19 protein-coding genes are annotated in these 24,073 nt (G+C 73.8%); 10 read left to right on the plus strand and 9 right to left on the minus strand.

What is annotated here, in order from left to right; all coding sequences use genetic code 11:
* Positions 1 to 320 precede the first annotated feature (320 nt).
* Positions 321 to 914, minus strand: a complete 594-nt coding sequence (locus EES41_RS29050; protein ID WP_254211597.1) for a sigma-70 family RNA polymerase sigma factor — start codon at positions 912 to 914, stop codon at positions 321 to 323.
* A gap of 218 nt (positions 915 to 1,132) precedes the next feature.
* Between EES41_RS29050 and EES41_RS29055 the strand changes: the two genes are divergently transcribed.
* Together EES41_RS29055 and metG are read left to right on the plus strand one after the other, a co-directional pair.
* Positions 1,133 to 3,565, plus strand: a complete 2,433-nt coding sequence (locus EES41_RS29055; RefSeq protein WP_123080978.1) for a hypothetical protein — start codon at positions 1,133 to 1,135, stop codon at positions 3,563 to 3,565.
* 197 nt (positions 3,566 to 3,762) lie between these two features.
* Entirely contained in the window at positions 3,763 to 5,478 is a 1,716-nt protein-coding gene (gene metG / locus EES41_RS29060) for a methionine--tRNA ligase (protein ID WP_123080979.1), read from the plus strand.
* 123 nt (positions 5,479 to 5,601) lie between these two features.
* Here the strand turns inward: metG and EES41_RS29065 are convergent, their stop codons facing one another.
* A complete protein-coding gene (locus EES41_RS29065; RefSeq protein WP_123080980.1) occupies positions 5,602 to 7,173 on the minus strand; it encodes a YfcC family protein in 1,572 nt (523 codons plus the stop codon).
* A gap of 220 nt (positions 7,174 to 7,393) precedes the next feature.
* On the opposite strand from EES41_RS29065, the gene EES41_RS29070 reads away from it, so the two are divergent.
* Positions 7,394 to 8,836: a glyceraldehyde-3-phosphate dehydrogenase gene (locus EES41_RS29070; protein ID WP_123080981.1), complete on the plus strand. Its 1,443-nt coding sequence runs from the start codon at positions 7,394 to 7,396 to the stop codon at positions 8,834 to 8,836.
* 123 nt (positions 8,837 to 8,959) lie between these two features.
* On the opposite strand, the gene EES41_RS29075 is transcribed toward EES41_RS29070, so the two are convergent.
* Positions 8,960 to 10,150 (minus strand): cytochrome P450, encoded by a 1,191-nt coding sequence (locus EES41_RS29075; protein WP_123080982.1) that lies wholly within the window; start codon positions 10,148 to 10,150, stop codon positions 8,960 to 8,962.
* 139 nt (positions 10,151 to 10,289) lie between these two features.
* Here EES41_RS29075 and EES41_RS29080 point away from each other — a divergent pair, with 139 nt between their 5' ends.
* Both EES41_RS29080 and EES41_RS29085 read left to right on the plus strand, forming a co-directional pair.
* Entirely contained in the window at positions 10,290 to 10,874 is a 585-nt protein-coding gene (locus EES41_RS29080; protein ID WP_123080983.1) for a hypothetical protein, read from the plus strand.
* A 37-nt stretch (positions 10,875 to 10,911) separates the two neighbouring features.
* Complete coding sequence (locus tag EES41_RS29085) at positions 10,912 to 11,688, plus strand: DUF4239 domain-containing protein (protein ID WP_123080984.1); 777 nt, start codon at positions 10,912 to 10,914, stop codon at positions 11,686 to 11,688.
* On the opposite strand, the gene EES41_RS29090 is transcribed toward EES41_RS29085, so the two are convergent.
* The 3 genes from EES41_RS29090 to EES41_RS29100 form a co-directional block, all read right to left on the minus strand.
* Positions 11,610 to 12,845 carry an MAB_1171c family putative transporter gene (locus tag EES41_RS29090; protein ID WP_123080985.1) on the minus strand — a complete coding sequence of 412 codons (1,236 nt, stop codon included), beginning with the start codon at positions 12,843 to 12,845 and terminating at the stop codon, positions 11,610 to 11,612. The two genes, EES41_RS29085 and EES41_RS29090, sit on opposite strands and share 79 nt — an antisense overlap.
* A complete protein-coding gene (locus tag EES41_RS29095; protein ID WP_174261759.1) occupies positions 12,842 to 13,399 on the minus strand; it encodes a toxin-antitoxin system, toxin component in 558 nt (185 codons plus the stop codon). The genes EES41_RS29090 and EES41_RS29095 overlap by 4 nt, the downstream gene beginning before the upstream one ends.
* 67 nt (positions 13,400 to 13,466) lie before the next feature.
* Positions 13,467 to 14,132: a helix-turn-helix transcriptional regulator gene (locus EES41_RS29100; protein WP_008743839.1), complete on the minus strand. Its 666-nt coding sequence runs from the start codon at positions 14,130 to 14,132 to the stop codon at positions 13,467 to 13,469.
* A gap of 218 nt (positions 14,133 to 14,350) precedes the next feature.
* Between EES41_RS29100 and EES41_RS29105 the strand changes: the two genes are divergently transcribed.
* The 3 genes from EES41_RS29105 to EES41_RS29115 all read left to right on the plus strand — a co-directional run bounded on the left by EES41_RS29105 (position 14,351) and on the right by EES41_RS29115 (position 18,959).
* Positions 14,351 to 15,340: a helix-turn-helix domain-containing protein gene (locus EES41_RS29105; protein WP_254211598.1), complete on the plus strand. Its 990-nt coding sequence runs from the start codon at positions 14,351 to 14,353 to the stop codon at positions 15,338 to 15,340.
* 139 nt (positions 15,341 to 15,479) lie between these two features.
* On the plus strand, positions 15,480 to 16,829 hold the full coding sequence (locus EES41_RS29110; RefSeq protein WP_164495967.1) for a 6-phospho-beta-glucosidase: 1,350 nt from the start codon (positions 15,480 to 15,482) through the stop codon (positions 16,827 to 16,829).
* Positions 16,830 to 16,865: 36 nt separating this feature from the next.
* The gene (locus EES41_RS29115; RefSeq protein WP_254211599.1) at positions 16,866 to 18,959 is read left to right on the plus strand and encodes an MDR family MFS transporter; all 2,094 of its coding nucleotides are present in this window, start codon (positions 16,866 to 16,868) and stop codon (positions 18,957 to 18,959) included.
* Between the two features lie 129 nt (positions 18,960 to 19,088).
* Here the strand turns inward: EES41_RS29115 and EES41_RS29120 are convergent, their stop codons facing one another.
* Together EES41_RS29120 and EES41_RS29125 are read right to left on the minus strand one after the other, a co-directional pair.
* The gene (locus tag EES41_RS29120; protein ID WP_302186172.1) at positions 19,089 to 19,601 is read right to left on the minus strand and encodes an NUDIX hydrolase; all 513 of its coding nucleotides are present in this window, start codon (positions 19,599 to 19,601) and stop codon (positions 19,089 to 19,091) included.
* On the minus strand, positions 19,601 to 20,284 hold the full coding sequence (locus EES41_RS29125) for a helix-turn-helix domain-containing protein (protein ID WP_123080988.1): 684 nt from the start codon (positions 20,282 to 20,284) through the stop codon (positions 19,601 to 19,603). The genes EES41_RS29120 and EES41_RS29125 overlap by 1 nt, the downstream gene beginning before the upstream one ends.
* A 66-nt stretch (positions 20,285 to 20,350) precedes the next feature.
* Here EES41_RS29125 and EES41_RS29130 point away from each other — a divergent pair, with 66 nt between their 5' ends.
* Both EES41_RS29130 and EES41_RS29135 read left to right on the plus strand, forming a co-directional pair.
* A complete protein-coding gene (locus tag EES41_RS29130) occupies positions 20,351 to 21,340 on the plus strand; it encodes an NAD(P)/FAD-dependent oxidoreductase (RefSeq protein WP_123080989.1) in 990 nt (329 codons plus the stop codon).
* 169 nt (positions 21,341 to 21,509) lie between these two features.
* The gene (locus EES41_RS29135; protein ID WP_123080990.1) at positions 21,510 to 22,892 is read left to right on the plus strand and encodes an NAD(P)/FAD-dependent oxidoreductase; all 1,383 of its coding nucleotides are present in this window, start codon (positions 21,510 to 21,512) and stop codon (positions 22,890 to 22,892) included.
* Between the two features lie 70 nt (positions 22,893 to 22,962).
* Here the strand turns inward: EES41_RS29135 and EES41_RS29140 are convergent, their stop codons facing one another.
* A complete protein-coding gene (locus EES41_RS29140) occupies positions 22,963 to 24,042 on the minus strand; it encodes an ATP-dependent DNA ligase (protein ID WP_123080991.1) in 1,080 nt (359 codons plus the stop codon).
* Positions 24,043 to 24,073 lie beyond the last annotated feature (31 nt).

Here is a 24,073-nt window from a genome sequence, read left to right on the forward strand (position 1 = left end):
GCGATCGCCGGCGGAGAACGACGCGAGCTCCGCCTCCGCCGCGGGCGCGCACACCGCGGCCAGGCAGGCGGCCTTGAGGTCGCGCCGGGCCCGCTCGGAGTCGAGCGGGCGGTCCCGGGCGGGGTCGCTCCACCCCGCCGACCGGCGGCGGGAGCGGCCGACGGCCGCGCCGAGCGCCCGCGGCACGCGCAGCAGGCGGGCCTCGGCGGCGCCGAGGTCGTAGTGCGGATACCGGTCGCGGACCCCCGCCCGCTCCAGGAACTCGGTCAGGGAACGGGGGGTTCCGTCGCTGTCGGGCCACTCGGGCCGCTCGCGCCGCCTCATGATTCGGCGGACGTGTCGAGCAGGCGGGCGAGCCGCCGGTGCGCCTGGCCGAGGTGCGTGCGGACGGTGGCCTCGTCGACGCCCATCACGGCGGCGGCCTCACCGGGGCTGCACTGGAGTCCGTAGCGCAGGACGACGGCGTCGCGCTGCCGCTCGGCGAGGCGGGAGACGGCCGAGTAGAAGCGGATGGTGTCGGTCAGCACCTCGTACCGGTCGGCGTGGGCCTCCTTGAGCGCGGCCTCGAAGGCGCTGATGTCCATCGGCCGGGGCCAGGGGCTGCGGCGCTGCTGCCGGTCGGCGAGGCGCTGCTTGAGCACCGTCCAGGCGTAGGCGTCGAGGCGGTCCATGTGCAGCATCCGCAGCCACTCGCTCATCAACGCGTCGAAGGTGGCGTCCACGGCGTCCTCGGCGGCGGCGTCGGAGCCGAGCTGCAGGTACGCGAAGCGCATGTAGGAGGGCCGCCGGTTGGCGTGGAACGCCCAGTAGGACAGGCGCGCGGCCGGGCCCCACTGGCTCATCGGAGTCGGCCGCCGCCGTCGGCTGGGCAGCCCGACCGCCCCACCGGACTCCTCCGGTCCGCCATCGTTCACCGTTCCACCTCATCCCCTGTGCGCCGCACCGCCAGCCTGTCAGCGCGGGCACGCCCGGGGGCGCAGAGAGGAAACCTGGAAATATTACGTTCGGTGATGATCGACTCTTGACCGACTTCGACCGGTCGGGCCGGTAACCAGCGCGGATGCATATGCCGCTCGGCGGAGGTCGGTGCACCGCGTGTGACCATCGCACGATTCACTCGTTTGTCGGATACGTGAGCACATCACCGCGCTTCCGCTCCACCGCCGTCGAACAGGCCGAGGCGGTCCTCGTCGAGCAGTACCCCCGACTCGTACGGCTCGCCTACCTCACCCTCCCCGATTCCCTCGGGCGGCACGGCCGGGTGCTGCTGGCCCACAGGGCGGTGCAGCGCGCGCTGCCGCGGCGGGGCGCGGCCGCCGGCCCGGGCGGGCCAGGCGGTCTCGATGGCTCCGGCGGCCCGCTCGCCGAGGTGCGGGTACGGGTCCTGCGCGGCTGCCTCGCCCCCGCCGGGCGGACCGGTGCCGCGCTGGCCCGGGCGGGCTGGCCGCCGGTCCCGCCGTTCGTGTGGGGGCTGCGGCTGTGGCCGCCGGCAGGCGGCATCGAGGAAGTCGCCCGGCTGCTGGCGGGGGCGCCCGCGCCGGTCCGGGCGGCCTTCGTCCTGCACCGCGTGGACGGGCTCCCCGAGGAGACGGCCGCCCGGCTGCTCGGCGCGGCCGGCGCGCCCGCCGACGCCATGGCGCAGGCCCTCGCCCTGGGGGTCGGTGAAACGCTCCTGCGGGAGCTGCGGCGCCCGGAGTTCGACGCCGGCGTGGTCAGCACCCGCCCCACCGACCTGCTCCGCCGGCGCCGCCGGGTCCGGGCCGGGTGGGCCGCGGCGGCCGCGCTCGCCGTCGTCGCCGGGGCGCTCGCCGTCGACGGCGCGGCCCGGCCCCACGCTTCCCGGCCCGTGGCCGTCGACGTCCTGGACCCGGCCCGGCTGGAGCGGGTCCCGGCGCAGGCCTGGGCCGACACGGCCCGCGTCGACTTCACCGCCTGGCCAGCCCGAGGCGGCCGCACCACCGACCGCGCACTCCTCAGCCGGGCCCTGGGCGCCTGGTCCACCGCGAGCCCGCCGCACGCCCCCGCCCCACCCCAACCCACCCCGGGCCCACCCGCCGTGGGCCGGGCCACCCCGGGCCCACCCGCCGTGGGCCGGGCCACCCCGGGCCGGGCCACCCCGGGCCGGGCTGCATTGGGCTCGGCTGCCTTGGGCTCGCCCGTCTCGGGCCGGGCCGCCGTGGGTCGGGCCGCCCTGGGCTCGGCGGTCTCGGGCTCGGCCGTCTGGGGCCGGGTCGCCCAAGGCCGGGCCACCCGGGGCTCGGCTCCCTCGGACCCGGCTGCCCTGGGCTCGCCCGTCTTGGGCCCGGCCGTCTTGGGCCCGGCCGTCTTGGGACGGGCCGCCCTGGTTCCGGCCGCCCTGGGCTCGGCGGTCTCGGGCTCGGCCGCTCTGGGCTCGGCGGTCTCGGGCCGGGACGCCCCGGGCCGGGACGCTGCGGGCGGGGTGTACCAGGGCCCGGGGCCGCTGGTTTCGGGCGGTCGGCGTGGGGTCGTGCCGGTCGGGGCCGTCGGCGGCGGGGTGGTGGTCCGTGCCGCGCCGGGGGTGGGTACGGATCCGCCCCGCAGGGCGCCGCAGCTGTTGTACGCGGGGGACAGTGACGGGCGGGCCGTGGTGCTCCTGCTCGACGGCGACCGGGTGGTCCGGTACGCCGAGGCCGTCGCCGGGCGCGGGGCGCGGGAGCTCGACTTCGCCCGTACCGACGAGGCCGGCGTCACCACCGCCGCCGCGCTCACCCTGGTCCGCGGCCACGACGGCGGCCGGGCCCGCTACCTCCTCGCCCCCTGGATCGCCGCCGCCGGCACCCGCGACCTGCTCCGGGCCGGGGAGGACGCGAAGCCGCTGGCCTTCGCCGCCGACGGGGTCACCGCCCCGGTCGAGGTGCCCCGTACCGCCGGTGCCTGCGCGGCCTGGCCCGCCCTCGAAGTCACCTCCTCCGCCCGCATCGTGGAGAAGCACTCCTTCGTCCTCGCCGACCTGGGCACGCTGACCCCCGTCCACCTCACCTACACCCCGCTGCCCGACGGTCCCGGCGCCGTCGCCGCGCGCCAGCCCCGCGAGGCCACCGGAGCGGCCGCCCGGGCGGCCTGGGCCGCCACCGCCTGCCGGCTGCCCGAGATGCGCGGCATGCGCGACGGCGGCGTGCGCGCCGTCAACATCTGGGAGTTCGCCTCCTCGGAGCTGCCCGACGGCGGCGGCCGGGCCGTCTGGTCCTGTACCCGGGCCTCCTCCTGGGCCGGGCCCGGCGACGTACTGGTCCGGCTCAGCCCGGCGGCCGGGCCGCCGCAGGACGTGGCGCGGGCCCCGGACACGGCGGCCTGCGGCCGGTTCGGCCAGCACCTGCTCGCGGGCACCCGGTGGCGGTCGCCGGCCGGCCGCTGGTACCTGCTCGCCGCAGGCAGCCGCGAGATCACGGGGATCACCGCGAGCGGCGCGGTCCGGGCCGAGGCGCGGGGCCGGACCCTCGCCGCACCGGCCGGACCGGAGGCCGCCGCGGTCGAGCTGACCGGCCGGCTCGCGAGCGGCGGCCGCGTCACCGCCCTCGACGGCGGCGGCGGGGGCCGGGACTGACGGGTCGGTGTCACCGCCCGCCACCTGTAGCATTGGCCCATTGCGAGGGCCGTGACGGAGAGGTCACTGCCCTCGCTTTCGCGTATGTCCACCCAGTGAAAAAGCGGGACGCGGCCTTTGGCCGGTTCGATACGATGAACCGCATCATCGCCCGACAGGCCACGTGATACCGCAGATATGAAATGGAGCATCCGAGGATGGCTCGACACCTGATCACCAGCGCGCTTCCCTACATCAACGGGATCAAGCACCTGGGCAACATGGTCGGGTCGATGCTTCCGGCGGATGTGTACTCCCGGTACCTCCGCCAGCGCGGCCACGACGTCCTCTACATCTGCGCCACCGACGAGCACGGCACCCCCGCCGAACTCGCCGCCAAGGAGGCCGGACTCTCGGTCGCCGAGTTCTGCGCGCAGGCGCACGACGCCCAGAAGGCGGTCTACGACGGCTTCGAGCTGTCCTTCGACTACTTCGGCCGCAGCTCCTCGCGGCAGAACGCCGAGATCACGCAGCACTTCGCGCGCCGCCTGCAGGAGAACGGCTTCATCGAGGAGCGCGCGATCCGGCAGGTCTACTCGCCGGTCGACGGCCGCTTCCTGCCGGACCGCTACGTCGAGGGCACCTGCCCGCACTGCGGCTACGACAAGGCACGCGGCGACCAGTGCGAGAACTGCACCCGCGTCCTGGACCCCACGGACCTGATCGAGCCGCGCTCGGCCATCTCCGGCTCCACCGAGCTGGAGGTCCGCGAGACCAAGCACCTCTTCCTCCTCCAGTCCAAGCTCCAGGTCGAGGTGGAGGCCTGGGTCGCGGAGCACGAGGAGGAGTGGCCGCAGCTGGCGTCCTCGATCGCCCGCAAGTGGCTGACCGAGGGCCTGCACGACCGCGCCATCACCCGTGACCTCGACTGGGGCGTGCCGGTCCCGGCCGACACCTGGCCCGAACTGGCCGCCGAGGGCAAGGTCTTCTACGTCTGGTTCGACGCGCCGATCGAGTACATCGCCTCCACCAAGGAGTGGGCGGACGCCGACCCGGCGAACCGCGACTACAAGTCCTGGTGGTACGAGGCCGAGGACGTGCGCTACACGCAGTTCATGGCCAAGGACAACGTCCCGTTCCACACGGTGATGTTCCCGGCCACCGAGCTCGGCACCCGCGAGCCGTGGAAGAAGGTCGACTACGTCAAGGCCTTCAACTGGCTGACGTACTACGGCGGCAAGTTCTCCACCTCGCAGAAGCGCGGCGTCTTCACCGACCAGGCCCTCGCGACCCTGCCGGCCGACTTCTGGCGCTACTTCCTCATCGCCAACGCGCCCGAGTCCGACGACTCCTCCTTCACGTGGGAGCACTTCGCCGCCACGGTCAACAAGGACCTCGGCGGCACCCTCGGCAACTTCGTCAACCGCGTGCTGACCTTCTCCCGCAAGAAGTTCGGCGACGAGGTCCCGGCGGGCAGCCCGGCGGGCGAGGCCGAGGCCAGGCTCGGCGAGCAGATCGCGGAGCTGCTGGCCGAGTACGAGGGCCACATGGAGTCCCTCCAGTACCGCAAGGCCGCGGCCGCGCTGCGCGCGCTGTGGTCGGCCGGCAACGCCTACCTCGACGAGAAGGCGCCCTGGCTGGAGGTCAAGACCGACCTGGAGGGCGCGGCGCTCACGCTGCGCACCGCGATGAACCTGATCCACCTCTACTCGGTGGTCTCGGAGCCGTTCATCCCGGCCTCGGCGCGCGCCATGCGCTCCTCGTTCGCGCTCGCCGACGACACGGCGACGTGGATCACCCCCGAGCAGGCGAAGTCGCTGGACGCGGTCCCGGCGGGCACGCCGTTCACCGTGCCGCCCGTGCTGTTCGCTCGGGTCACGGAAGAGGACCTGGAGTCGTACCGGGAGCGCTTCGGCGGTTCCGAGGCGGGCTGACGCCCGGCTGAGCGGCCGAGAGAACCGGACGGAGGGGCGCGATCCCGCGGGGTCGCGCCCCTCCGGCGTACCCGGAACCCGCGGCGTACCCGGGCAGGCGTACCCGGGACGCGCGGCCCCCGGTCAGGGCGACACCGTCGCGCCCACCACCAGGAAGCCGCAGATCAGCACGGCGAGGATCGCGAGCAACGGCCAGACGAAGCGCAGGTACTTGTCGTAGCCGACCTTGGCGAGCGCCACGCCGCCGATGGTGACGGCGGTGGTCGGCACCCAGAGGTTCATCCAGCCGCTCGCCGCCTGCCAGGCCGTCACCACCAGCGCGCGCGAGACCCCGGCGAAGTCCGCCAGCGGGGCCAGGATCGGCATGGCGAGGGTGGCGTGCCCGGAGGTCGAGGGGATCAGGAACGCCAGCGGCAGGTTGACCACGAACACCATCACCGCGAAGACCCCGGACGAGGTGCCCTCGACCACGCCCTCGATCGAGTGGAGGATGGTGTCGGTGATCTTCGAGTTGTTCATGATGACCGTGACCCCGCGGGCCAGCATGATGACCAGGGCCGGCGAGATGAAGTCGGCGGCGCCCTGGATGATCGTGGAGCTCAGCTTCGCCTCGCCCATCCGCGCCACCAGGCCCACCAGCACGGACGCGCACATGAACAGCGCCGACAGCTCCGGGAACGACCAGTCCAGCTCCCAGGAGTACGCGGCCGCGTCCGCCCGGCCGGTGAGCGCGCCCGCCCAGGGCACCACCGAGAAGATCATGAAACCGAAGACCAGGACGAGCACCACCAGCACCGTCTTGTGCAGGCGGGTCAGTTCCGGTTCCACCACGTCGGCGCCGGTCGCCTTCTGCTCCCGGTCGCCGGGCAGGAACCCGCACAGGGACTTCGCCGGGTCCTTCTCGACGCGGCGCGCGTACCGGGTGACGTAGAGGATCGTGACGGGGGTGAGCACCACCCACATCGCCGCGCGCAGCGCGATGCCGTCGCCGAGGGAGATGCCGGCGGCCGAGGAGGCCACGCCGGTGGCGAAGGGGTTCACCGTCGAGCACAGCACGCCGATGCCCGCGCCGAGGATGGCGGTGCCGGCGGCGACGAGCCGGTCGTAGCCGAGGGCCAGCATCATCGGCACCAGCAGGCCGTAGAAGCCGAGGGTCTCCTCCGCGAAGCCCTCCACCGTGCCGAGGACGGAGAAGACCAGCATCACGGCGGCGATCAGCAGCGCGCCCCGGTCGCGGAGCCGGTGCGCCAGGAGGGCGATCCCCCGGTCGAGGGCGCCGGTGGCGAAGACGACGGTGATGAACGCGCCGATGGCGAGGACGAAGAGGAAGACGCCCGCGCTGCCGTACAGGGCTCCGGTGAAGGTCGGGCCGACCTCCTGGGTGACGGGGTCCCGGATGCCGTACAGGCCGTTGACGGGGGCGAGGAAGAGGTCGTTCAGGCGCTCGGTGAAGCTCCGGCTGCCGGGGACCCGGTGGTAGGTGCCGGCGACGGGCGCGCCGTCCGCGTCGCGGTCGTACTCGCCGGCCGGGACGAGGAAGGCCAGCAGCCAGACCGCCACCGTGACCAGGGCGAGGATCGTCAGCGCGCTCGGGAAGGCGAACTTCCTCGCCGCGGGGGCCGGCTCACCCTCCCCGGGCACGGGAGGCACCGGCGCCGCCGGGGGCGCGGCGGGCGGGCCCGGCGGACTCGTCATGACCTGCCTCCTCCCGGGCCGACCCGGCCGGCGGCTTGCGGTTCGCTGCTTCGAGCATGGGACCGGGGGGAGGAAGGCGCCGTGGGGGATGAGCCGTGCGGGTGAAGGGTGCGGCTGAGCTGGGAAGACGTGCCGGAGGCCGCGCTGGGGCGGACCGCGTGAAGGATCAAAGTACGGTGGGGTTAGCATATGAGCGCCGCCTAGCTCGAAAGATAAACCTGTGACTGTCAACGAGGACTCGTTCACCAACTGGAAGAACCGCGAAGAGATCGCGGAGTCGATGATCCCGATCATCGGGAAGCTGCACCGCGAGCGGGACGTCACAGTCCTGCTGCACAGCCGCTCCTTGGTGAACAAGTCGGTGGTCAGCATTCTCAAGACCCACCGGTTCGCCCGGCAGATGCCCGGCGGTGAGCTCTCGGTCACCGAGACGCTGCCGTTCCTGGAGGCGCTGACCGCACTGGACCTCGGCCCTTCCCAGATCGACCTGGGCATGCTGGCCGCCGAGTACAAGACCGACGACCGCGGTCTGTCGGTCGCGGAGTTCACCGCGGAGGCCGTCGCCGGCGCCACGGGTGAGAACAAGATCGAGCGGTGCAAGCCCCGCGACGTCGTCCTCTACGGCTTCGGCCGCATCGGCCGCCTCGTCGCCCGCCTGCTCATCGAGAAGGCCGGCTCCGGCAACGGACTGCGGCTGCGCGCCATCGTCGTGCGCGGCGGTGGCGAGGCGGACCTCGTCAAGCGCGCCTCGCTGCTGCGGCGCGACTCCATCCACGGCCAGTTCCAGGGCACCATCACCGTGGACGAGGCGACGAGCACGATCATCGCCAACGGCAACGCCATCAAGGTGATCTACGCGAACGACCCGTCGGAGATCGACTACACGGCGTACGGCATCAACGACGCCATCCTCATCGACAACACCGGCAAGTGGCGCGACCGCGAGGGCCTGTCGACGCACCTGCGTCCGGGCATCGACAAGGTCGTCCTGACCGCTCCCGGCAAGGGCGACGTCCCGAACATCGTGCACGGCGTCAACCACGACACGATCAAGCCGGACGAGCGGATCCTGTCCTGCGCGTCCTGCACCACCAACGCGATCGTCCCGCCGCTGAAGGCCATGGACGACGAGTACGGCGTCCTGCGCGGGCACGTCGAGACCGTCCACTCGTTCACGAACGACCAGAACCTGCTGGACAACTACCACAAGGCCGACCGCCGTGGCCGCAGCGCGCCGCTGAACATGGTCATCACGGAGACCGGTGCCGCCTCCGCGGTCGCCAAGGCGCTCCCCGACCTCAAGGCGCCCATCACCGGCAGCTCGATCCGCGTCCCCGTCCCGGACGTCTCGATCGCCATCCTCAGCCTGCGCCTGGGCCGCGAGACCACCCGCGAGGAGGTCCTCGACTACCTCCGCGAGGTCTCGCTGCACTCGCCGCTGAAGCGCCAGATCGACTTCACGACCGCCCCCGACGCCGTCTCCATGGACTTCGTCGGCTCGCGGCACGCCTCGATCGTCGACGCCGGCGCCACCAAGGTCGACGGCGACAACGCCATCCTCTACCTCTGGTACGACAACGAGTTCGGCTACTCCTGCCAGGTCATCCGGGTCGTCCAGCACGTCTCCGGCGTGGAGTACCCGACCTACCCGGCCGCCGTCTGACCCAGCGCGCCTCCTGCGCGTCCCGCACGACCGACCGACCGACCCGGCGCCCCGGCGGGCGGGCCGGCGGTGGGGCGGCGACCGGTCCCCGACGGGACCCGGCCGCCCGCCCGCCGCCGCCCGTCACCGGCGGCGCCGGTCCGGTTTCCGGAGCCGTTCCCGGCCCCGGGGAACGGCCCCGGCGCGGGCGCGCACCGGCAGCCGCGCGTACGAGGGGACCAGCACCCCCCGCGCCGGACGCCGCCCGGCTATCGACAGCTCCGGGAAGCCCCGCAGCGCCCCGACCACCGCCCGGACCTCCGCCATCGCCAGCGGCATCCCCAGGCAGAAGTGCGGCCCCGCCCCGAACCAGAGCCGGCGCAGCTCGGCCGTTTCCGCCGCGTTCCGCTCCGGCGCGAACGGCCCGTACGCCCGCGCGCACAGCAGCGTGGCGATCACCACCCGCTCCCCGGCCGCCACCCGGACACCCCCGATCCGGCCCGCCCGGGCCGCGCTGCGCAGCATCACCGGCGTCGGTGACGTCACCCGCAGCGCCTCCTCCACCAGCGCGTCCGTGATCCGGTCCGGCCCGCGCCCCGTGTCATGGGCCAGCGCCACCAGCCGCGGCACGAAGGAGACCAGCGTCTCCGTGCCGGTCAGCAGGAACAGCCCGACCGCGCCCCGCGCCTCCGCCTCGTCCAGCCCCAGCGCGCGCAGCCGCCCCGCCGCCGTGGACTCGTCCCCGGCCCGGTACGCGGCCACCGCCGCCTCGGTGAGCCGGGCCAGCGCCGCCCGGGCCCGCTCCGTCTGACGCCCGGTCAGCGTCGTCCGCCACAGCCGTACGGCCGACACCGCCGCCGAGGCCTCGGCGAAACCGGCCCCGCCGGGCGGCATCCCGACCAGCTCGCGGATCACCCCGGCGGCCCCGTCCCGGACGACCCGTACGAGGTCCACCTCCGCGCCCGCCGCCAGCCGCCGCTCCAGGTCCGCGAGCGGGGCGCGCAGCACCCGCTCGCACACCGCCGCCACGTACCCCGGTGTGAACAGGCCGCCCAGCCGCCGGCGCAGCTCCGCGTGCTCGGCGCCCTCCAGGGTGATCAGCGTGCGCGGGCCCAGCACCGGGGTCCACAGCCCGGCCGCCGCCCCCGGCCCGGTCTTCGTGTACGCCCCGGTGTCCAGGAGCACCTCCCGGGCCACCCGGGCGTCGCTCACCACCACCCCGACCCGGGGCACCCGCACCACCGGGCCGCGGGCCGCGACCGCCCGCACCAGCCGGTACGCCACGGGATGCGCGGCCGTCTGCACCCGCCGCTCCCAGCGCTCCCACTCCTCCATCCCGGCAACCTAGCTCCACCGGTGGCCGAAAGTGACCCCTCGGACCAGGGATCTTGACCTGTCTGACGCGTATCGAAGGGCTGCCGTGATCGTTTCTTCAGACGTAACCCCACCATCTGCGGCGGAAACGGGAGGACGTGTGGCGACCGCTTGGCAGTACCTCGCCGGGGCGGGCCTGGTGGCGGCGCTCTGCCCGCTGCAGGCCCAGGTGGCGGTCGCGGGCGAGGGGTACGGCGCCGCGGCCGGTGGCGGTACCGGCGGCAGCACGTTCGCCGGCGCGGCCCCCGCCGGCGCGGCCCCCGCCGACGCCTGCGTGCCGACCCCGCCGCCGACGCCCGTACCGCCGCCGGCGCCCTCCGCGCCCCCCGCCGGGCCGCCGCCACCCGCCCGGCCTCCGGTACGGGTGACCGTGCCCGCCGCCGCGCGGCCGACCGTCCACCACCCCGGGCGCGCGGCCGTGGCCGCCCGGCCGGGCGGGGCCAAGGCGCCGGCACCCGCGGCGGAACCCCGGGCGGTGCCCGCACCGGAGGCCGCGGAGATCACCGCCCCGCCCGCGCCGGCCGTCGCCAGGGTGGCGCGGTTCCACGTGCGCCCGTACCACGCGACGGCCCTGGAGCGGCGCGGCCCGGGCGGTCTGTCCACCGTGATGCTCATGACCGTCGTCACCACCCCGGCCGTCCTCGCGGCCGCCGCGCTCCGCCCCCGCGGCAAGAGCCGGCGCTGACGCCGCACACCACCGATCCACAAACGGGAGAACCCTCGTGTCCCAATGGCTGGTCCTGGCCATCGCCATGGCGCTCGTCTGCGCCCTCGTCCTCACCTTCACCGCGATCCGGCACCGCCGCGTCGCCGAAGACGAGGACACCAGCGAAACGCCCGACGTCATCGAGTACATGACGATGATGGTCGGCGTGGTCTACGCGATCGTGCTGGGCCTCGCCATCGCCGGAGTCTGGGAGGCGCGCGGCACCGCCGAGGACGACGTGCGCCGCGAGGCCCAGGCGCTGTACGAGGTCACCCAGCGCGCCGACGTCTACCCGGCCCCCGTCCGCGACCGGATGCGGGACGAGGTGAGCGCCTACGTCTCCCACACCGTCAACGTGGACTGGCCGCGGCTGACCGCCGGCGAGGCCGCCTCCGCCGAAGGCGGCGTGCTGCTGTCCAAACTGCGCACCGACGTCACCCACCAGAGCCCCACGAGCGAGATCCAGGCCCAGGCCTACCAGCCGCTGCTGGACCACATCGCCGTCGCCGACGACGCCCGGCACTCACGGACGCAGAGCTCGGAGTCCACCCTGCCGAGCGTGGTGTGGGTGGGGCTGCTGGTGGGCGGGGTGGTGACCGTCGGGCTGATCTTCACGCTGCAGATCCGCCGCTCCGGCCGGGAGCTGCTGCTCGCCGGTCTGTTCAGCGCCCTGATCGTGTTCCTGCTGTTCATGGTGTGGAGCTTCGACGCACCCTACGGCCGGAACGGACTCGATTCGGCGGGGCCGTTCGAAGAACTGTTCCCGGCGGTGACGGTGACCGCCGCCCGCTGACGCACCGCCGCCACCAGCGGCGAATGCCGCAGCGCGTGGGAGATCCGGACGAGATCGCGCGCCCCGGCGGCGGTTTCCGGCGCCTCGCCGCCGCCCTCGCCGGCCTCGATCGCCTCGCCCTCCGGGTCCGCGGAGCGCGCCTTCACGGCGGCCGCGACCATCGCGGCGTCGGCGATCGCGCGGGCCGTCTCCTCGTCCGCGCCGTCGGCGAGGGCGCGCCCGTAGGCACCGTCCCGGTGGTCCGTGTCGAAGTACGGGCCCAGGTGCAGGAACCCGTCGTGGATGTCCGACTCCCGCTGGATCACCCGGATCTCGGCCGGCGTCCACCAGGACATCCGCACGGCGGGCGCGACGGCGGGCGCGGCGCCGTGCACCTCCTGCCAGAGCGCGCCGAGCCTGCGGTACGTCGCCCAGGTCTGCCAGCTGTCCGAGAGCCGCTGGCAGACCAGCGGGAGCACGAAGCCGACGGCGCTGACGAGCGCGCCCGCCGAGGCGAGCGGCGGGGCGACGAAGGTGCTCAGGTCGTCCAGGTCGTTCCCGGTCCAGCGGGCGACGACCGCGGTGAACTTGGTGGCGTCGTAGGCGAGGCTGAACCCGTACCCGCACACGATGATCATCAGGCCGACGCGCAGCCAGCCGTGCACCTGGAGGGACCAGCGCCAGCACATCGCCGACATCGTCAGCGCCGCGACGCTGTGGGCGAGCAGGTAGAGGGCGATCAGGGTCCGGATGTACGGGGTGTTCGCGTAGTACGTGTCGAAGTCGCGCAGCCGCTCCCGCGGGGCGTCCCCGAGGACGAACAGGACGACGAGCACGGCGGCGACGGCGGAGTAGCCGAGGATCCAGCGGCGGGAGGTCCGCCGGGTCTCCTCCGGCGGCCCGCCCCGCCAGTTGACGATCAGCACCAGGCAGGAGGCGCTGAACAGGGTCATCAGGCAGTAGACGAGCGGGGCCGAGACGTTGGGGATCCCGGTCAGGCGGTTGACGGCGTGGATCGTGGGCGGAGCGGCGAACGTGAAGACCGCCGTGGCGAGGACGAGCAGGACACACACCGAACGCTGGAGCGGATCGCGCCAGCTGTTGCGGAGCGCCGGCAGCTTGCACGCGAGTGACACCGCCATCGCGGCCGCCGGGATGTAGTAGTCCTGTCCGTTCAACGTTCGGTCCTGTGCCCCCGGTAGCCGAGTGAGGTTTCGATCCGGCCGGCCAGCTGGTCGCGTTGGGCCGGCGCCCGATGGCCGGCGGATCCGGCCAGCCAGCTCCGGCACCGGCTGCCCAGCAGTAAGCCGAAGGACTCGGCCTCGGTCTCCTCCGAGACGTCGGCGCGGGTGCGCGCGGCGACCCGGCGGACCGTCTCGCCGAGGTCGGCCCCGTCGGAGAGCAGCCGGGCGGCGACGGCGGCGCCGTCGACGTGGTGGCTGCAGTGGCCGGCCTTCATGTGCCACAGCTCGTGTCCGAGGATGACCAGTTGGTGGTCCGGTGCCGTGCGCTCCTCGATGACCACGAGATCGCGGTCCGCCATGTCGAGCCACAGACCGCTGGCCGTTCCGGGTGGGAACGCGGCCATCCGGAAGTCCACCCGGCGGCCGCGGTGTCTGCTCATGCCCTCGCAGAGGGCGGCGTAGAGGTCCACTGGCTCCACGGGGGCGGCCAGCTTGATGCCGGCCACCAGCTCCCCGCACAACCGCCGCTGCGCTCTGCCTATGCTCACCGTTCTCCCCGTCGGCGCGGATCCGGATCAGGATTCAAGGATCAGACCCAGACTTTCGACTGGGTCCCTATTCGTTCGGTTTTACGCTTTCGAGCAGCATGTCCAGCCATTCGGTCACCTTGTCCCGGTGCTTGTCGCTGGGCAGTTGGGCGGCGCGCCAGGCGATGCCCCGTACACCGTGGTTCTGGAGGAGTCTTGCCAGTGGATCGCCCGTCGAAGCGGGCGCGGCGGGTGCGGTTTGCCGCTCGCGCCCCGCGAAGTCCTGGAGCAGCTGCTGCTCGGTGCGCTGGAGGGCGTCGGTGAGGGCGTCGGCGTCGTGGGCGGTGAGGAAGCCCGCGTGCACTCCGAAGAAGCGCTGGATGGCGTCGCAGTGCTCCATGGTGGGGCGGCGGTCGCCGTTGATCAGGGCGCCTGCCTGCTGCCGGGACATGCCGGCGCCGTCCGCGATCTCCTGCTGCGTGTAGCGGCGGCCGTTGGGCTTGACCCGGGTGCGCCGCAGCAGGTCGAGGCGCTGGAGGAAGCGGGTCTGGAGATCGGGTTCGCCGGCCGGGCGGCCGTCCAGCAGGGTTTTGACCACGTCCGTGGGGACCCCGGAGGCGTCGGAGAGCCGTCGCAGGTCGAAGACCTGGTTCAGGTCGCGGCCCATCTTGCCCGCGAGTTCGGCGACGCGCGTGACGGTGGCTGCCAGGGGCGCGTTGGCCGCCGCGACGGGAGCCGGGAAGCCGTCTGTCACCAGTGGTTCTCCTAGATCGCGCGAGGTCGGTACGGGCACATGGTCGGCCCATGGAATCTATCCGGTCTGCATCCGGAGGGCCAGAAGTTGCCACAGCTGTGGCGCGAATAAGCTGTCAAGAGGCTTGAATTGCCACAATAGTTGACACTCGAATGAGGTCGGTAGCAGGATCGCCACACGGAAATGAAGATCCAGACCGTGAGGAGGGGGAGCTCTCGGTGCCATATCTCGCAGCGGTGGGCCCGTCCGATGACCTCGCCCAAGCCGGTGAGGAACGCCTGGCGGGCGAGGAGTCCGTACGAGGCGCAGTGCGGTCGGAGCGACGCAAGGAGATTTTGCGCCAGCGCCGCGAAGAGCTGGGGCTGAGCCAGGAAGACGTCGCCGCACGCCTGCGCATCAGCGTGCGCGCCTACGGAAACTGGGAACGCGGCCTGGTCAAGGAGTGGACGGACCGCAAACTGCTCGCCCTGGCCGAGGCGTTGGAGATGAGCGAGCGGCAGTGCTTCTGGCTCTTCCGCGTCATGGTCGATCGCGACCCCCCGCCGACCTGGCGCGCGGCCGAGGAGAGCCGGCTGCCCGAGGACCCCGCCCAGCGGGACTACCTGTGCGACTACGCGGCCCTGATGGAAGCCGTTCCGTACCCGAGCTTCCTGGTGGACCACCGCTGGGACGTCGCCCTCACCAACTCGGCGTTCGACCGGCTCTTCCAGACGGTGCGCCCGCACCCGACCGCCCTCCCGGACGACAACTTCCTGCGCTTCGTGCTGTTCCACCCGGACGCGGCCGCCGTGCTGGAGGACCACGAACCGGCCTGGTGCGTCCCGCTCCTGGCCCAGTTCGCGACCGCGCTCGCGGCCTCCCCGGACGACGAGGGCCTGCGCAGCATCCGCCAGGAGGTGGCCCGGGACCCGTTCATGGAGGCGGCCTACCGCTACGGGGTGCCGCACTGGCTGACCACCCACGGGTCCGAGGCCGCGGAGCAGGACGGGGCGGTGCGCAGCGTCCGCCACCCCGACCCGCGCTGGGGTCTGGTGCGCTGCCGGATGGTGGCCGAATCCAGCCGCATGCTGGAGGGCATGGGGTTCACCCGGGTCACCCTGATCCTCTCGGCGCCGCAGGGCGTACCGGCCGGACCGGTGCACGGCGGGGCCGGCATCGAGAACCGGCCGCAGGGCCGGCTGCGCGCCGTGCCGCCGCTGGGGGAGTGACCCGGCGGGGGACACTGGAGCCCTGAGGGAAGGTGCCGCGCGGGCCGGCCGCCGAGGGTCGGCTGTCGCGGATCGTGGCACCGGTCGACGTCGCGGATCGTGACGCCGATCGTGGCACTGGTGAAAGGGCGGTAGGGGCGTGCGGCTGACCATCCTCGGCGGGGGCGGATTCCGGGTACCGCTCGTGTACGGAGCACTGCTCGGCGACCGGGCCGAGGGCCGGGTGTCGCATGTGACGCTCTACGACGAGGATCCCGGCCGCCTCACCACCATGGCCCGGGTGCTCGCCGACCAGGCCGACGGCGTCGCGGACGCCCCGGCCGTCACCGCCACCACCGACCTCGACGAGGCCTTGCGCGGGGCCGACTTCGTCTTCTCCGCCATCCGCGTCGGCGGCCTGGAGGGGCGCGCCGCGGACGAGCGCATCGCCCTGGCCGAGGGAGTGCTGGGCCAGGAGACGGTCGGCGCCGGTGGCATCGCCTACGGCCTGCGGACCGTGCCGGTCGCCCGGGCGATCGCCCGGACCATCGCGCGCGTCGCACCCGAGGCGTGGGTCATCAACTTCACGAACCCGGCCGGGCTGGTCACCGAGGCGATGGCCGGGGAACTGGGCGACCGGGTGATCGGGATCTGCGACTCGCCGGTCGGGCTCGGGCGGCGCGTCGCCCGGCTGCTCGGCGCCCGCCCCGAGGAGGCCTGGATCGACTACGTCGGCCTCAACCACCTGGGCTGGCTGCGCGGGCTGCGCGTCGGCGGCCACGACCAGCTGCCCCGGCTGCTGGCCGACCCGGTGGCGCTGGAGTCCTTCGAGGAGGGGCGGCTCTTCGGGGCGGACTGGCTGCGGTCGCTGGGCGCCATCCCGAACGAGTACCTGCACTACTACTACTTCAACCGCGACACCGTACGGGCGTACCAGGAGGTCAAGCAGACCCGCGGCGCCTTCCTGCGCGAACAGCAGCGCGGCTTCTACGCCGAGGCCGGACGGCCGGGGCGCCCCGCCGGGGCGGCGCTGGCCGCCTGGGACCGGACCCGGGCCGAGCGCGAAGCCACGTACATGGCCGAGAACCGCGAGGTGGCGGGCGTCGGCGCACGCGAGGAGAGCGACCTGGAGCCGGGCGGCTACGAACAGGTCGCCCTCGCGCTGATGCGGGCCATCGCCCGCGACGAGCGGGCCACCCTGATCCTCAACGTGCGCAACGGCCCGACCCTGTCCGTGCTCGACGCGGAGGCGGTGATCGAGGTGCCGTGCCTGGTCGACGCCAACGGCGCCCACCCGGTGGGGGTCGCTCCGCTCCCGCTGCACGCGGTGGGGCTGGTGACGTCCGTCAAGGCCGTCGAGCGGGAGGTCCTCGCGGCCGCGGCGAGCGGCTCCCGCGCGGACGCCGTCAAGGCCTTCGCGCTGCACCCGCTGGTCGACTCGGTCGCCGTGGCCCGACGGCTCCTCGACGCGTACGCCGCCGACCACCCGGGCCTCGCCTACCTGCGCTGATCGCGGCCACGGGTCACTCGTACGGTCCCGCGCGGCATGCGGGGCCGCAGGGGCGCTGTGAGAGTGCCAGATGTGACCACAGCGACCGCGGCAGCCCCTGCGCCACCCGTGATCGACCGACGGCGGCGCAACGTCATCTTCGGCACGATCATGCTGGGCGTGCTGCTCGCGGCGCTCGACCAGACGATCGTGGGCACCGCGCTGCCCACGATCGTGGCCGACCTCGGCGGCGGCGACCACATGTCGTGGGTGGTGACCTCCTACCTGCTCGCCGAGACCGTGTCGACGGCGCTGGTGGGCAAGTTCGGTGACCTCTTCGGCCGGAAACTGATCTTCCAGATCTCGGCGATCGTCTTCATCAGCGGCTCGTTCCTGTGCGGGCTGTCCCCCAACATGACCTTCCTCATCGTGTGGCGGGGCGTGCAGGGCGTCGGCGCCGGCGGTCTGATGGTCACCGCGATGGCGCTGATCGCCGACGTGGTGCCGCTGCGCGAACGCGGCAAGTACCAGGGCCTGATCGGCGCCGTCTTCGGCGTGGCCACCGTGATCGGGCCGCTGCTGGGCGGACTGTTCACCGACCAGCTGACCTGGCGCTGGTGCTTCTACGTCAACGTACCCATCGCCATCCTCGTCGTCATCGCGGCCGCCCGGACCATCCCGTCGGTGCGGGCCGAGGGCAAGCCGGTCATCGACTACCTGGGCATCACCATGGTCGCGATCGGCGCCAGCGCGCTGATCCTGGCCACCAGCTGGGGCGGGAACGCGTACGCCTGGGGCTCGCCGGTGATCATCGGCCTGTTCGTGGCCGGAGTGCTCGCGCTGGCACTGTTCTGCCTGGTCGAAACGCGGGCCGAGCAGCCCATGCTGCCGATGCGGCTCTTCGGGACCCCGGTCTTCGGGGTGTGCTCCGTCCTGAGCTTCGTCGTCGGGTTCGCGATGCTCGGCGCGATGACCTTCCTGCCGACCTACCTCCAGTACGTGGACGGGGATTCGGCCACCGTCTCGGGCGTACGGACCCTGCCGCTGGTCTTCGGGCTGCTGATCGCCTCGGTGTTCAGCGGCACCGTCACCAGCAGGACCGGCCGGTACCGGATCTTCCCCGTCGTGGGCTGCGCGGTCATGGCCGCCGGCCTGTTCCTGCTGTCGACGATGCGGCCGGGGACGAGCGCGTGGCTGGAGTCCCTGTACATGTTCGTGCTGGGCACGGGCATCGGCCTGTCCATGCAGGTGCTGACGATCGCCGTGCAGAACACCGTGGACTACGCCGACCTCGGCACGGCCACCTCCGGGGTCACCTTCTTCCGTACGCTCGGCAGCGCTTTCGGGACCGCGGTGTTCGGGACGATCTACGCCAACAGCCTGGGGCCCGCGCTGAAGGCGGGCGTGGCGGAGGCGGCGCGCCGCACCGGACAGGACCCGGCGCTGCTGGCGAAGGCGGCGTCGAGCCCGGACGGGGTGCACCGCCTCGGCCCGGAGGCGGCGGGACCGATCATCGACGCGTACGCGCACGCGCTGCACACGGTGTTCCTCTGGACCGTGCCGGTGGCGCTGTTCGGGTTCGTCGTCGGGCTGTTCCTCAAGCAGGTCAAGCTGCGCGACAGCGCGCGCGCCGGGTCGACGGACATCGACGGCTTCACCTCGCCGGCCACCACCTCGGCGGACTCGGCGAAGCTGCTGGAACTGGCGGTGGGCAAGCTCGTACGGAACATGGGGCCGCAAGAGGCGCGGGCGATCGTGAACGGCTCGGACACCCGGCTGGACATCGGGGGCGCGTGGGCGGTGATGCAGGTCGACCAGCTGATCCGGACCGTCGGGCACGCGAGCCTCGTCGCGATCGCCGCGCGCCGGTCGGTGCCGCCGGAGGTGCTGCTCCCGGTGTTCGACCGGATGGCGGAGGAGGGGTACCTGACCTGGGAGAACGGCTACGTGGCGCTCACCGCGGCGGGGCAGCGGGAGGCGGGGGTCATCTCGCGGGCGTGGGCGACGTGGCTGGGGGACAGGCTGGAGAAGGACCGGGGCCGCCCGAGCGGCGCGCAACTGCGGGTGGCGGCCGACGCGATCGCGAAGCGCCTCCTGGCGGAAGACCTCCGCGAGGGCCACTTCGCCAACGCCCCGGCCCCGCGGTCGTAGGGCCGGCGGGGGTCGGGGCGGGGGCCCTACGGCCGAGGGGGCGGGCGGGGTCGGCGGGTGTCGGGGCCGGCGGGCGTGGCGGGGGCGGCGGGGGTCAGGGGCCGGCGGGCGTGGCGGGGGCGGCGGGGGTCAGGCCGTGCCGTCGGTGCGGTAGTCGTACGACGGCGCCTCCGGCAGGCCCGGCAGTCCCGGCCGCCAGGCGCGCAGTACCGCCGCCGACGGGGCGTACAGCTCCGGCGGCAGTCCGGCCGGGCCGAACCACTCCCACCGCGCGATCTTGTGCGGCTCGGTGACGGCCGGCCGGCCCTCCGCGGCGTGGGTGACCGCGCCCGCCGTCAGCCGGGTCACCGCGTCGGAGTCCGGGGCGAGCTGGACGGTGAAGACCTCGACGGCCTCCGGCGCCACCCGGAGGTCCGTCTCCTCGGTCAGCTCGCGGGCCGCGGCCTGCTCGAAGCCCTCCCCGGGGTCCACCTTGCCGCCGGGCAGCTCCCAGCGGCCGTCGTGGGCCTGGCCGAGCAGGATCCGGCCGTCCGCACCGACCACGATCAGCCCGACGCCGACCACGGCGTTCGGCTGCGGGACGGCGCGCACGGCGGGGCGGCCGGGGTGGTCGTAGGAGTGGTCGTCGGCGCTGCTGGTCATCAGGGTCCTTCCGTGGAGGATTCGGGCAGGGCGGCTTCGGACGGGGATTCGGATGCCGCGGCACCGCCCGGGGTGTCGGCGGCGCCGCCGCGGGGCCTCGCCCGTACGTGGATCCGCTCGCCCTGCGGCCCGAACAGGCTGAGGAACTCCGCCGTCCGGGGTCCCGGGTTGAAGAACGCGTGCGGGGTCCGCGTGTCGAACTCGGCCACCTCCCCGGCGCTGAGCACCAGGTCGTGCTCGCCCAGCAGCAGCCGTACCCGCCCGGACAGCACGTACAGCCACTCGTAGCCCTCGTGCACCCGCAGTTCGGGCAGCGGCGCCGAGCCGTCGACGGGCGGCATGATCGTCTTGAAGGCGTGCACCCCGCCGAAGTGCCGGGTCAGCGGCACGTACGTGCTGCCGTGCCGGACGAAGGGCCGCGGCCGGATCCTGGGATCGCCCGTCTCCGGCGCGCCGACGAGCTCGTCGAGCGCCACCCGGTGCGCCTTCGCGAGCGGAAGCAGCAGCTCCAGGGTCGGGCGGCGCTGTCCGGACTCCAGCCGGGACAGGGTGGAGAGCGAGATTCCGGTGATCTCGCTGAGCTGCGCCAGTGTCGTGCCGCGCTGCTGGCGCAGCGCGCGCAGTCGCGGGCCCACGGCGGTGAGTACGTCCGCCAGCTCTTCGTCCTGCTCGGGGGTGGCCATGACTCCATTTGCCGGTTCGGCAAGTCCATTTGTCAAGAGGCGCCTCTCCGGCACACCCTCGGGGCCATGGACAACGCGATGACGAGGTACTTCGACGTAGTGGTCGTGGGCGGCGGCGCCGCCGGGCTGGCCGGGGCGCTGACCCTGGCCCGGGCCCGCCGCTCGGTGCTGGTGCTCGACTCCGGCAGCCCCCGCAACGCCCCCGCCGCGCACCTGCACGGCTACCTCGGCCATGACGGCGCGAGCCCAGCGGATCTGCTGGCTCGGGGGCGGGCGGAGGTGGCCGGGTACGGCGCCGAGATCCGCTCCGGGGCGGCCGGTACGGCCATCGCCGCCGACCGGCTGCCGGACGGGGGCTTCCTGGTCCGCTGCGGGGACGCCTCCACGGTCCGGGCGGGGCGGCTGCTGGTCGCCACCGGTCTGGTGGACGAGCTTCCCGCCCTGCCCGGCCTCGGGGCGCGCTGGGGGCGGGACGTGCTGCACTGCCCGTACTGCCACGGCTGGGAGGTCCGGGACCAGCCGCTCGCCGTACTGGCCACCGGGCCGGTGTCGGTGCATCAGGCGCAGCTCTGGCGGCAGTGGAGCGCACACGTCACCTTGCTGGCTCACACCTGGCACCTCACCGACGAGGACCGGGAGCTGCTGGCCGCCCGGGGCGTCGAGGTGGTGGAGGGTGAGGTCACCGGCCTGACGGTCGCCGAGGACCGGCTCACCGGGGTCACCCTCGCCGGCGGCGCGACCGCCGGGTGCCGGGCGCTGGTCGTGGCCCCCCGCTTCACCGCCCGCTCCGGGGTGCTGACCGGCCTCGGCCTGCCCACCACCGACCTGGTGCGGGAGGGCCAGGTGATCGGCACCTGTGTGGATTCCGATCCGGCGACGGGCGCCACCGCCCTCGCCGGGGTGTGGGCGGCGGGCAATGTGACGGCCCCGCTGGAGCAGCTGGCCGGCGCGGCTGCCCAGGGCGTGCACGCGGCGGCGGCGATCAACACCGACCTGGTCGCGGCGGATACGCGGAGCGCGCTCGAAGCGCACCGCGCCGGGGGACGGGCGGTCTAGGAGCCCGGTCCTCGGACGGGTGTGCGGGTTTCGGCCGGGCCGCGCCCGTGCAGGCTCTGAGCGGTGCGATCGTCGTACGGCGCGAATGGGTATCTGCGTATCTGCGTATCTGCGTATCTGCGCATCTACGTATCGACGCGGCGGCGGCTTGTCGGCTCAAGGGGGCGCAATGGCACATGTGCTGGTTGTCGGCGGAGGAGTCGGAGGCCTGGCCACCGCGCTGCTCGCGGTCCGCCAGGGACACACCGCCGAGCTCTTCGAGCGGGACACCCGCGCCCCCGGCACCGCCCTGGACCGCGACTTCTTCGGCTGGCGCCGTCCGGCCGTACCGCAGGCCACCCAGCCCCACGCGCTGCTCGGCGCCGCGCGCAACGTGCTGCGTGACGATCTGCCCGACGTCCACGCGGAGATGCTCCGGCTCGGGGCCCGCGAGCGGCACGAGCTGGACTGGTTCGACGTACGGCCGCCCGCGCGCCCGGGCGACGAGGACCTCGTCATGCTCCAGGCGCGGCGGATCGTACTGGAGAGCGCGCTGGCCACCGCCCTGCGCGGCGAACCGGGCGTGGTCACGCGGTACGGGGAGCCGGTCACCGGGCTCACCACCGCCCCCGGCGTCCGGGTGACCGGGGTGACCACCTCGTCCGGCGCCCACCAGGGCGACCTCGTCGTGGACGCGGGCGGCCGGCGCGGCGGCGTCGAGCGCTGGCTGACCGCGGCGGGCTGCCGGCCGCCCGTCGTGGAGCGGCACCGGACCGGGCTCGCCTACTTCTGCCGCTGGTACCGGCTGCCGGCCGGACTGACGGAGGGCCCGCGCCGGCCGTGGACGGTCACCGGCGGCGCCTTCGCCGGCTGCGCGGTCTTCCCGGCGGACAACCGGGTGTTCGCGGTGACCCTGTTCGTGCACACGGAGGACACCACCCGCTCCGCACTGCGCGACCCGGCCGTGTTCGAGGCCGCCGCCCGGGCCTTCCCGCCCGGTGCGGCCTGGCTGGCGCTGGACGCCGAGCCGCTGTCCGACGTACTGGCCACCGCGAGCCTCGACAATCGCTGGAGTTCCCTGGTCGACGAGCGGGGCCCGGTCGTGACCGGTCTGGTGCCCGTGGGGGACGCCATCGCCCACACCAACCCGACGCTGGGCCAGGGCACCTCGCTCGCGCTGTGGGCCGCGCGCAGGGTGGCCCGTACGGCGGGGAACGACCCGGGGTCGGCGCGGTTCGCCGCCGAGTACCACGACTGGGCGGTGCGCACCCTGAAGCCCTGGTTCGACTACCAGGTCGTCGCCGACGGGGCCATCGGCGATCGCTTCGCGACCCGCGCCGGGCGGGCGGGGACGGCGCGCGAGGTGGCCGCGCTCTTCGAGTGCGCGCTGGAGGACCCGGAGGTGATGCGGGCGCGGGCCAGGGTCCGGCACCTGGCCGACCCGCCGGCGCGGGCGTACGCGGATCCGCAGGTCAGGGCCCGGGTGGCGCGCTGGCTGGCAGCGCGGCCGGACTACGAGCCGAACGCGGTGGGCCCGGAGCGGGCGGAGTGGGAGAAGCTGACGGCGGGCTGACCGCGGGCGCCGGCCGGTTGCCGTCCGCCGGCCGGTCGCTGTCCGCCGTCCGCCGTCCGCGGCCGCCGCGTCAGCCCGTCGGTGGGCCGGGCCGGCCGAGCACGTCGGCGAGGTCGTAGCCGACGACCTCCTCCAGCTGGGCGTACGTACAGCTCTCCGGCGCCCGGTCGGGCCGCCACCGGCGGAACTGGGCCGTGTGCCGGAAGCGGTCGCCCTCCATGTGGTCGTACGCGACCTCGCAGACCCGCTCGGGCCGCAGCGGCACCCACGACAGGTCCTTCTTGCCGGTCCAGCGGCTCTGCGCGCCCGGCAGCCTGGCGCTCTCGTGCGCGGACTCCTCGGCCCAGGCCGCCCACGGATGGCCCTCGGGATCCGGCATCCGCAGCGGTTCGAGCTCGGCCACCAGCTCGGCTCGGCGCTTCATGGGGAAGGCGGCGCAGACGCCCACGTGCTGGAGCGCGCCGTGCGTGTCGTGCAGCCCGAGCAGCAGCGATCCGACAATCGGACCGCTCTTGTGGAAACGGAAACCCGCGATGACGACGTCGGCCGTACGCTCGTGCTTGATCTTGAACATGAGACGGGCATCGGGTCGGTAGGGGAGATCGAGGGGTTTGGCGATCACCCCGTCGAGCCCGGCGCCCTCGAACCGCTCGAACCACTCCCGCGCGAGCGCGGGGTCGGTGGTCGCGGGCGCGAGATGAACGGGGGGCCGAGCGGTGGAAAGGGCTTGGGAGAGCGCGTTGCGGCGGTCCGCGAGCGGGGTGTCGAGGAGTGCCTCGTCGCCGAGCGCGAGCAGATCGAAGGCGACGAAGCTGGCCGGGGTCGTCTCGGCGAGCATGTTCACGCGGGAGGCGGCGGGATGGATCCGCTCGGTCAGCCGGTCGAAGTCGAGCCGCCCGCCCCGCACGATGACGATCTCGCCGTCCACGACGCAGCGGGCGGGCAGGTTCTCCTTCAGCGCCACCACCAGCTCGGGAAAGTACCGGGTCAGGCTCTTCCCGGTGCGGCTGCCGATCTCGACCTCGTCGCCGTCGCGGTGGACGATGGCCCGGAAGCCGTCCCACTTGGCCTCGTACTGCATGCCCGGCGGGATCTTGGTCACGGACTTGGCGAGCATCGGCTTCACAGGGGGCATCACCGGCAGATCCATACCTGAGATTCTGCGGCGGTACGTCCGGACC

The organism is Streptomyces sp. ADI95-16 (assembly GCF_003721495.1).
GTDB lineage: Bacteria > Actinomycetota > Actinomycetes > Streptomycetales > Streptomycetaceae > Streptomyces > Streptomyces goshikiensis.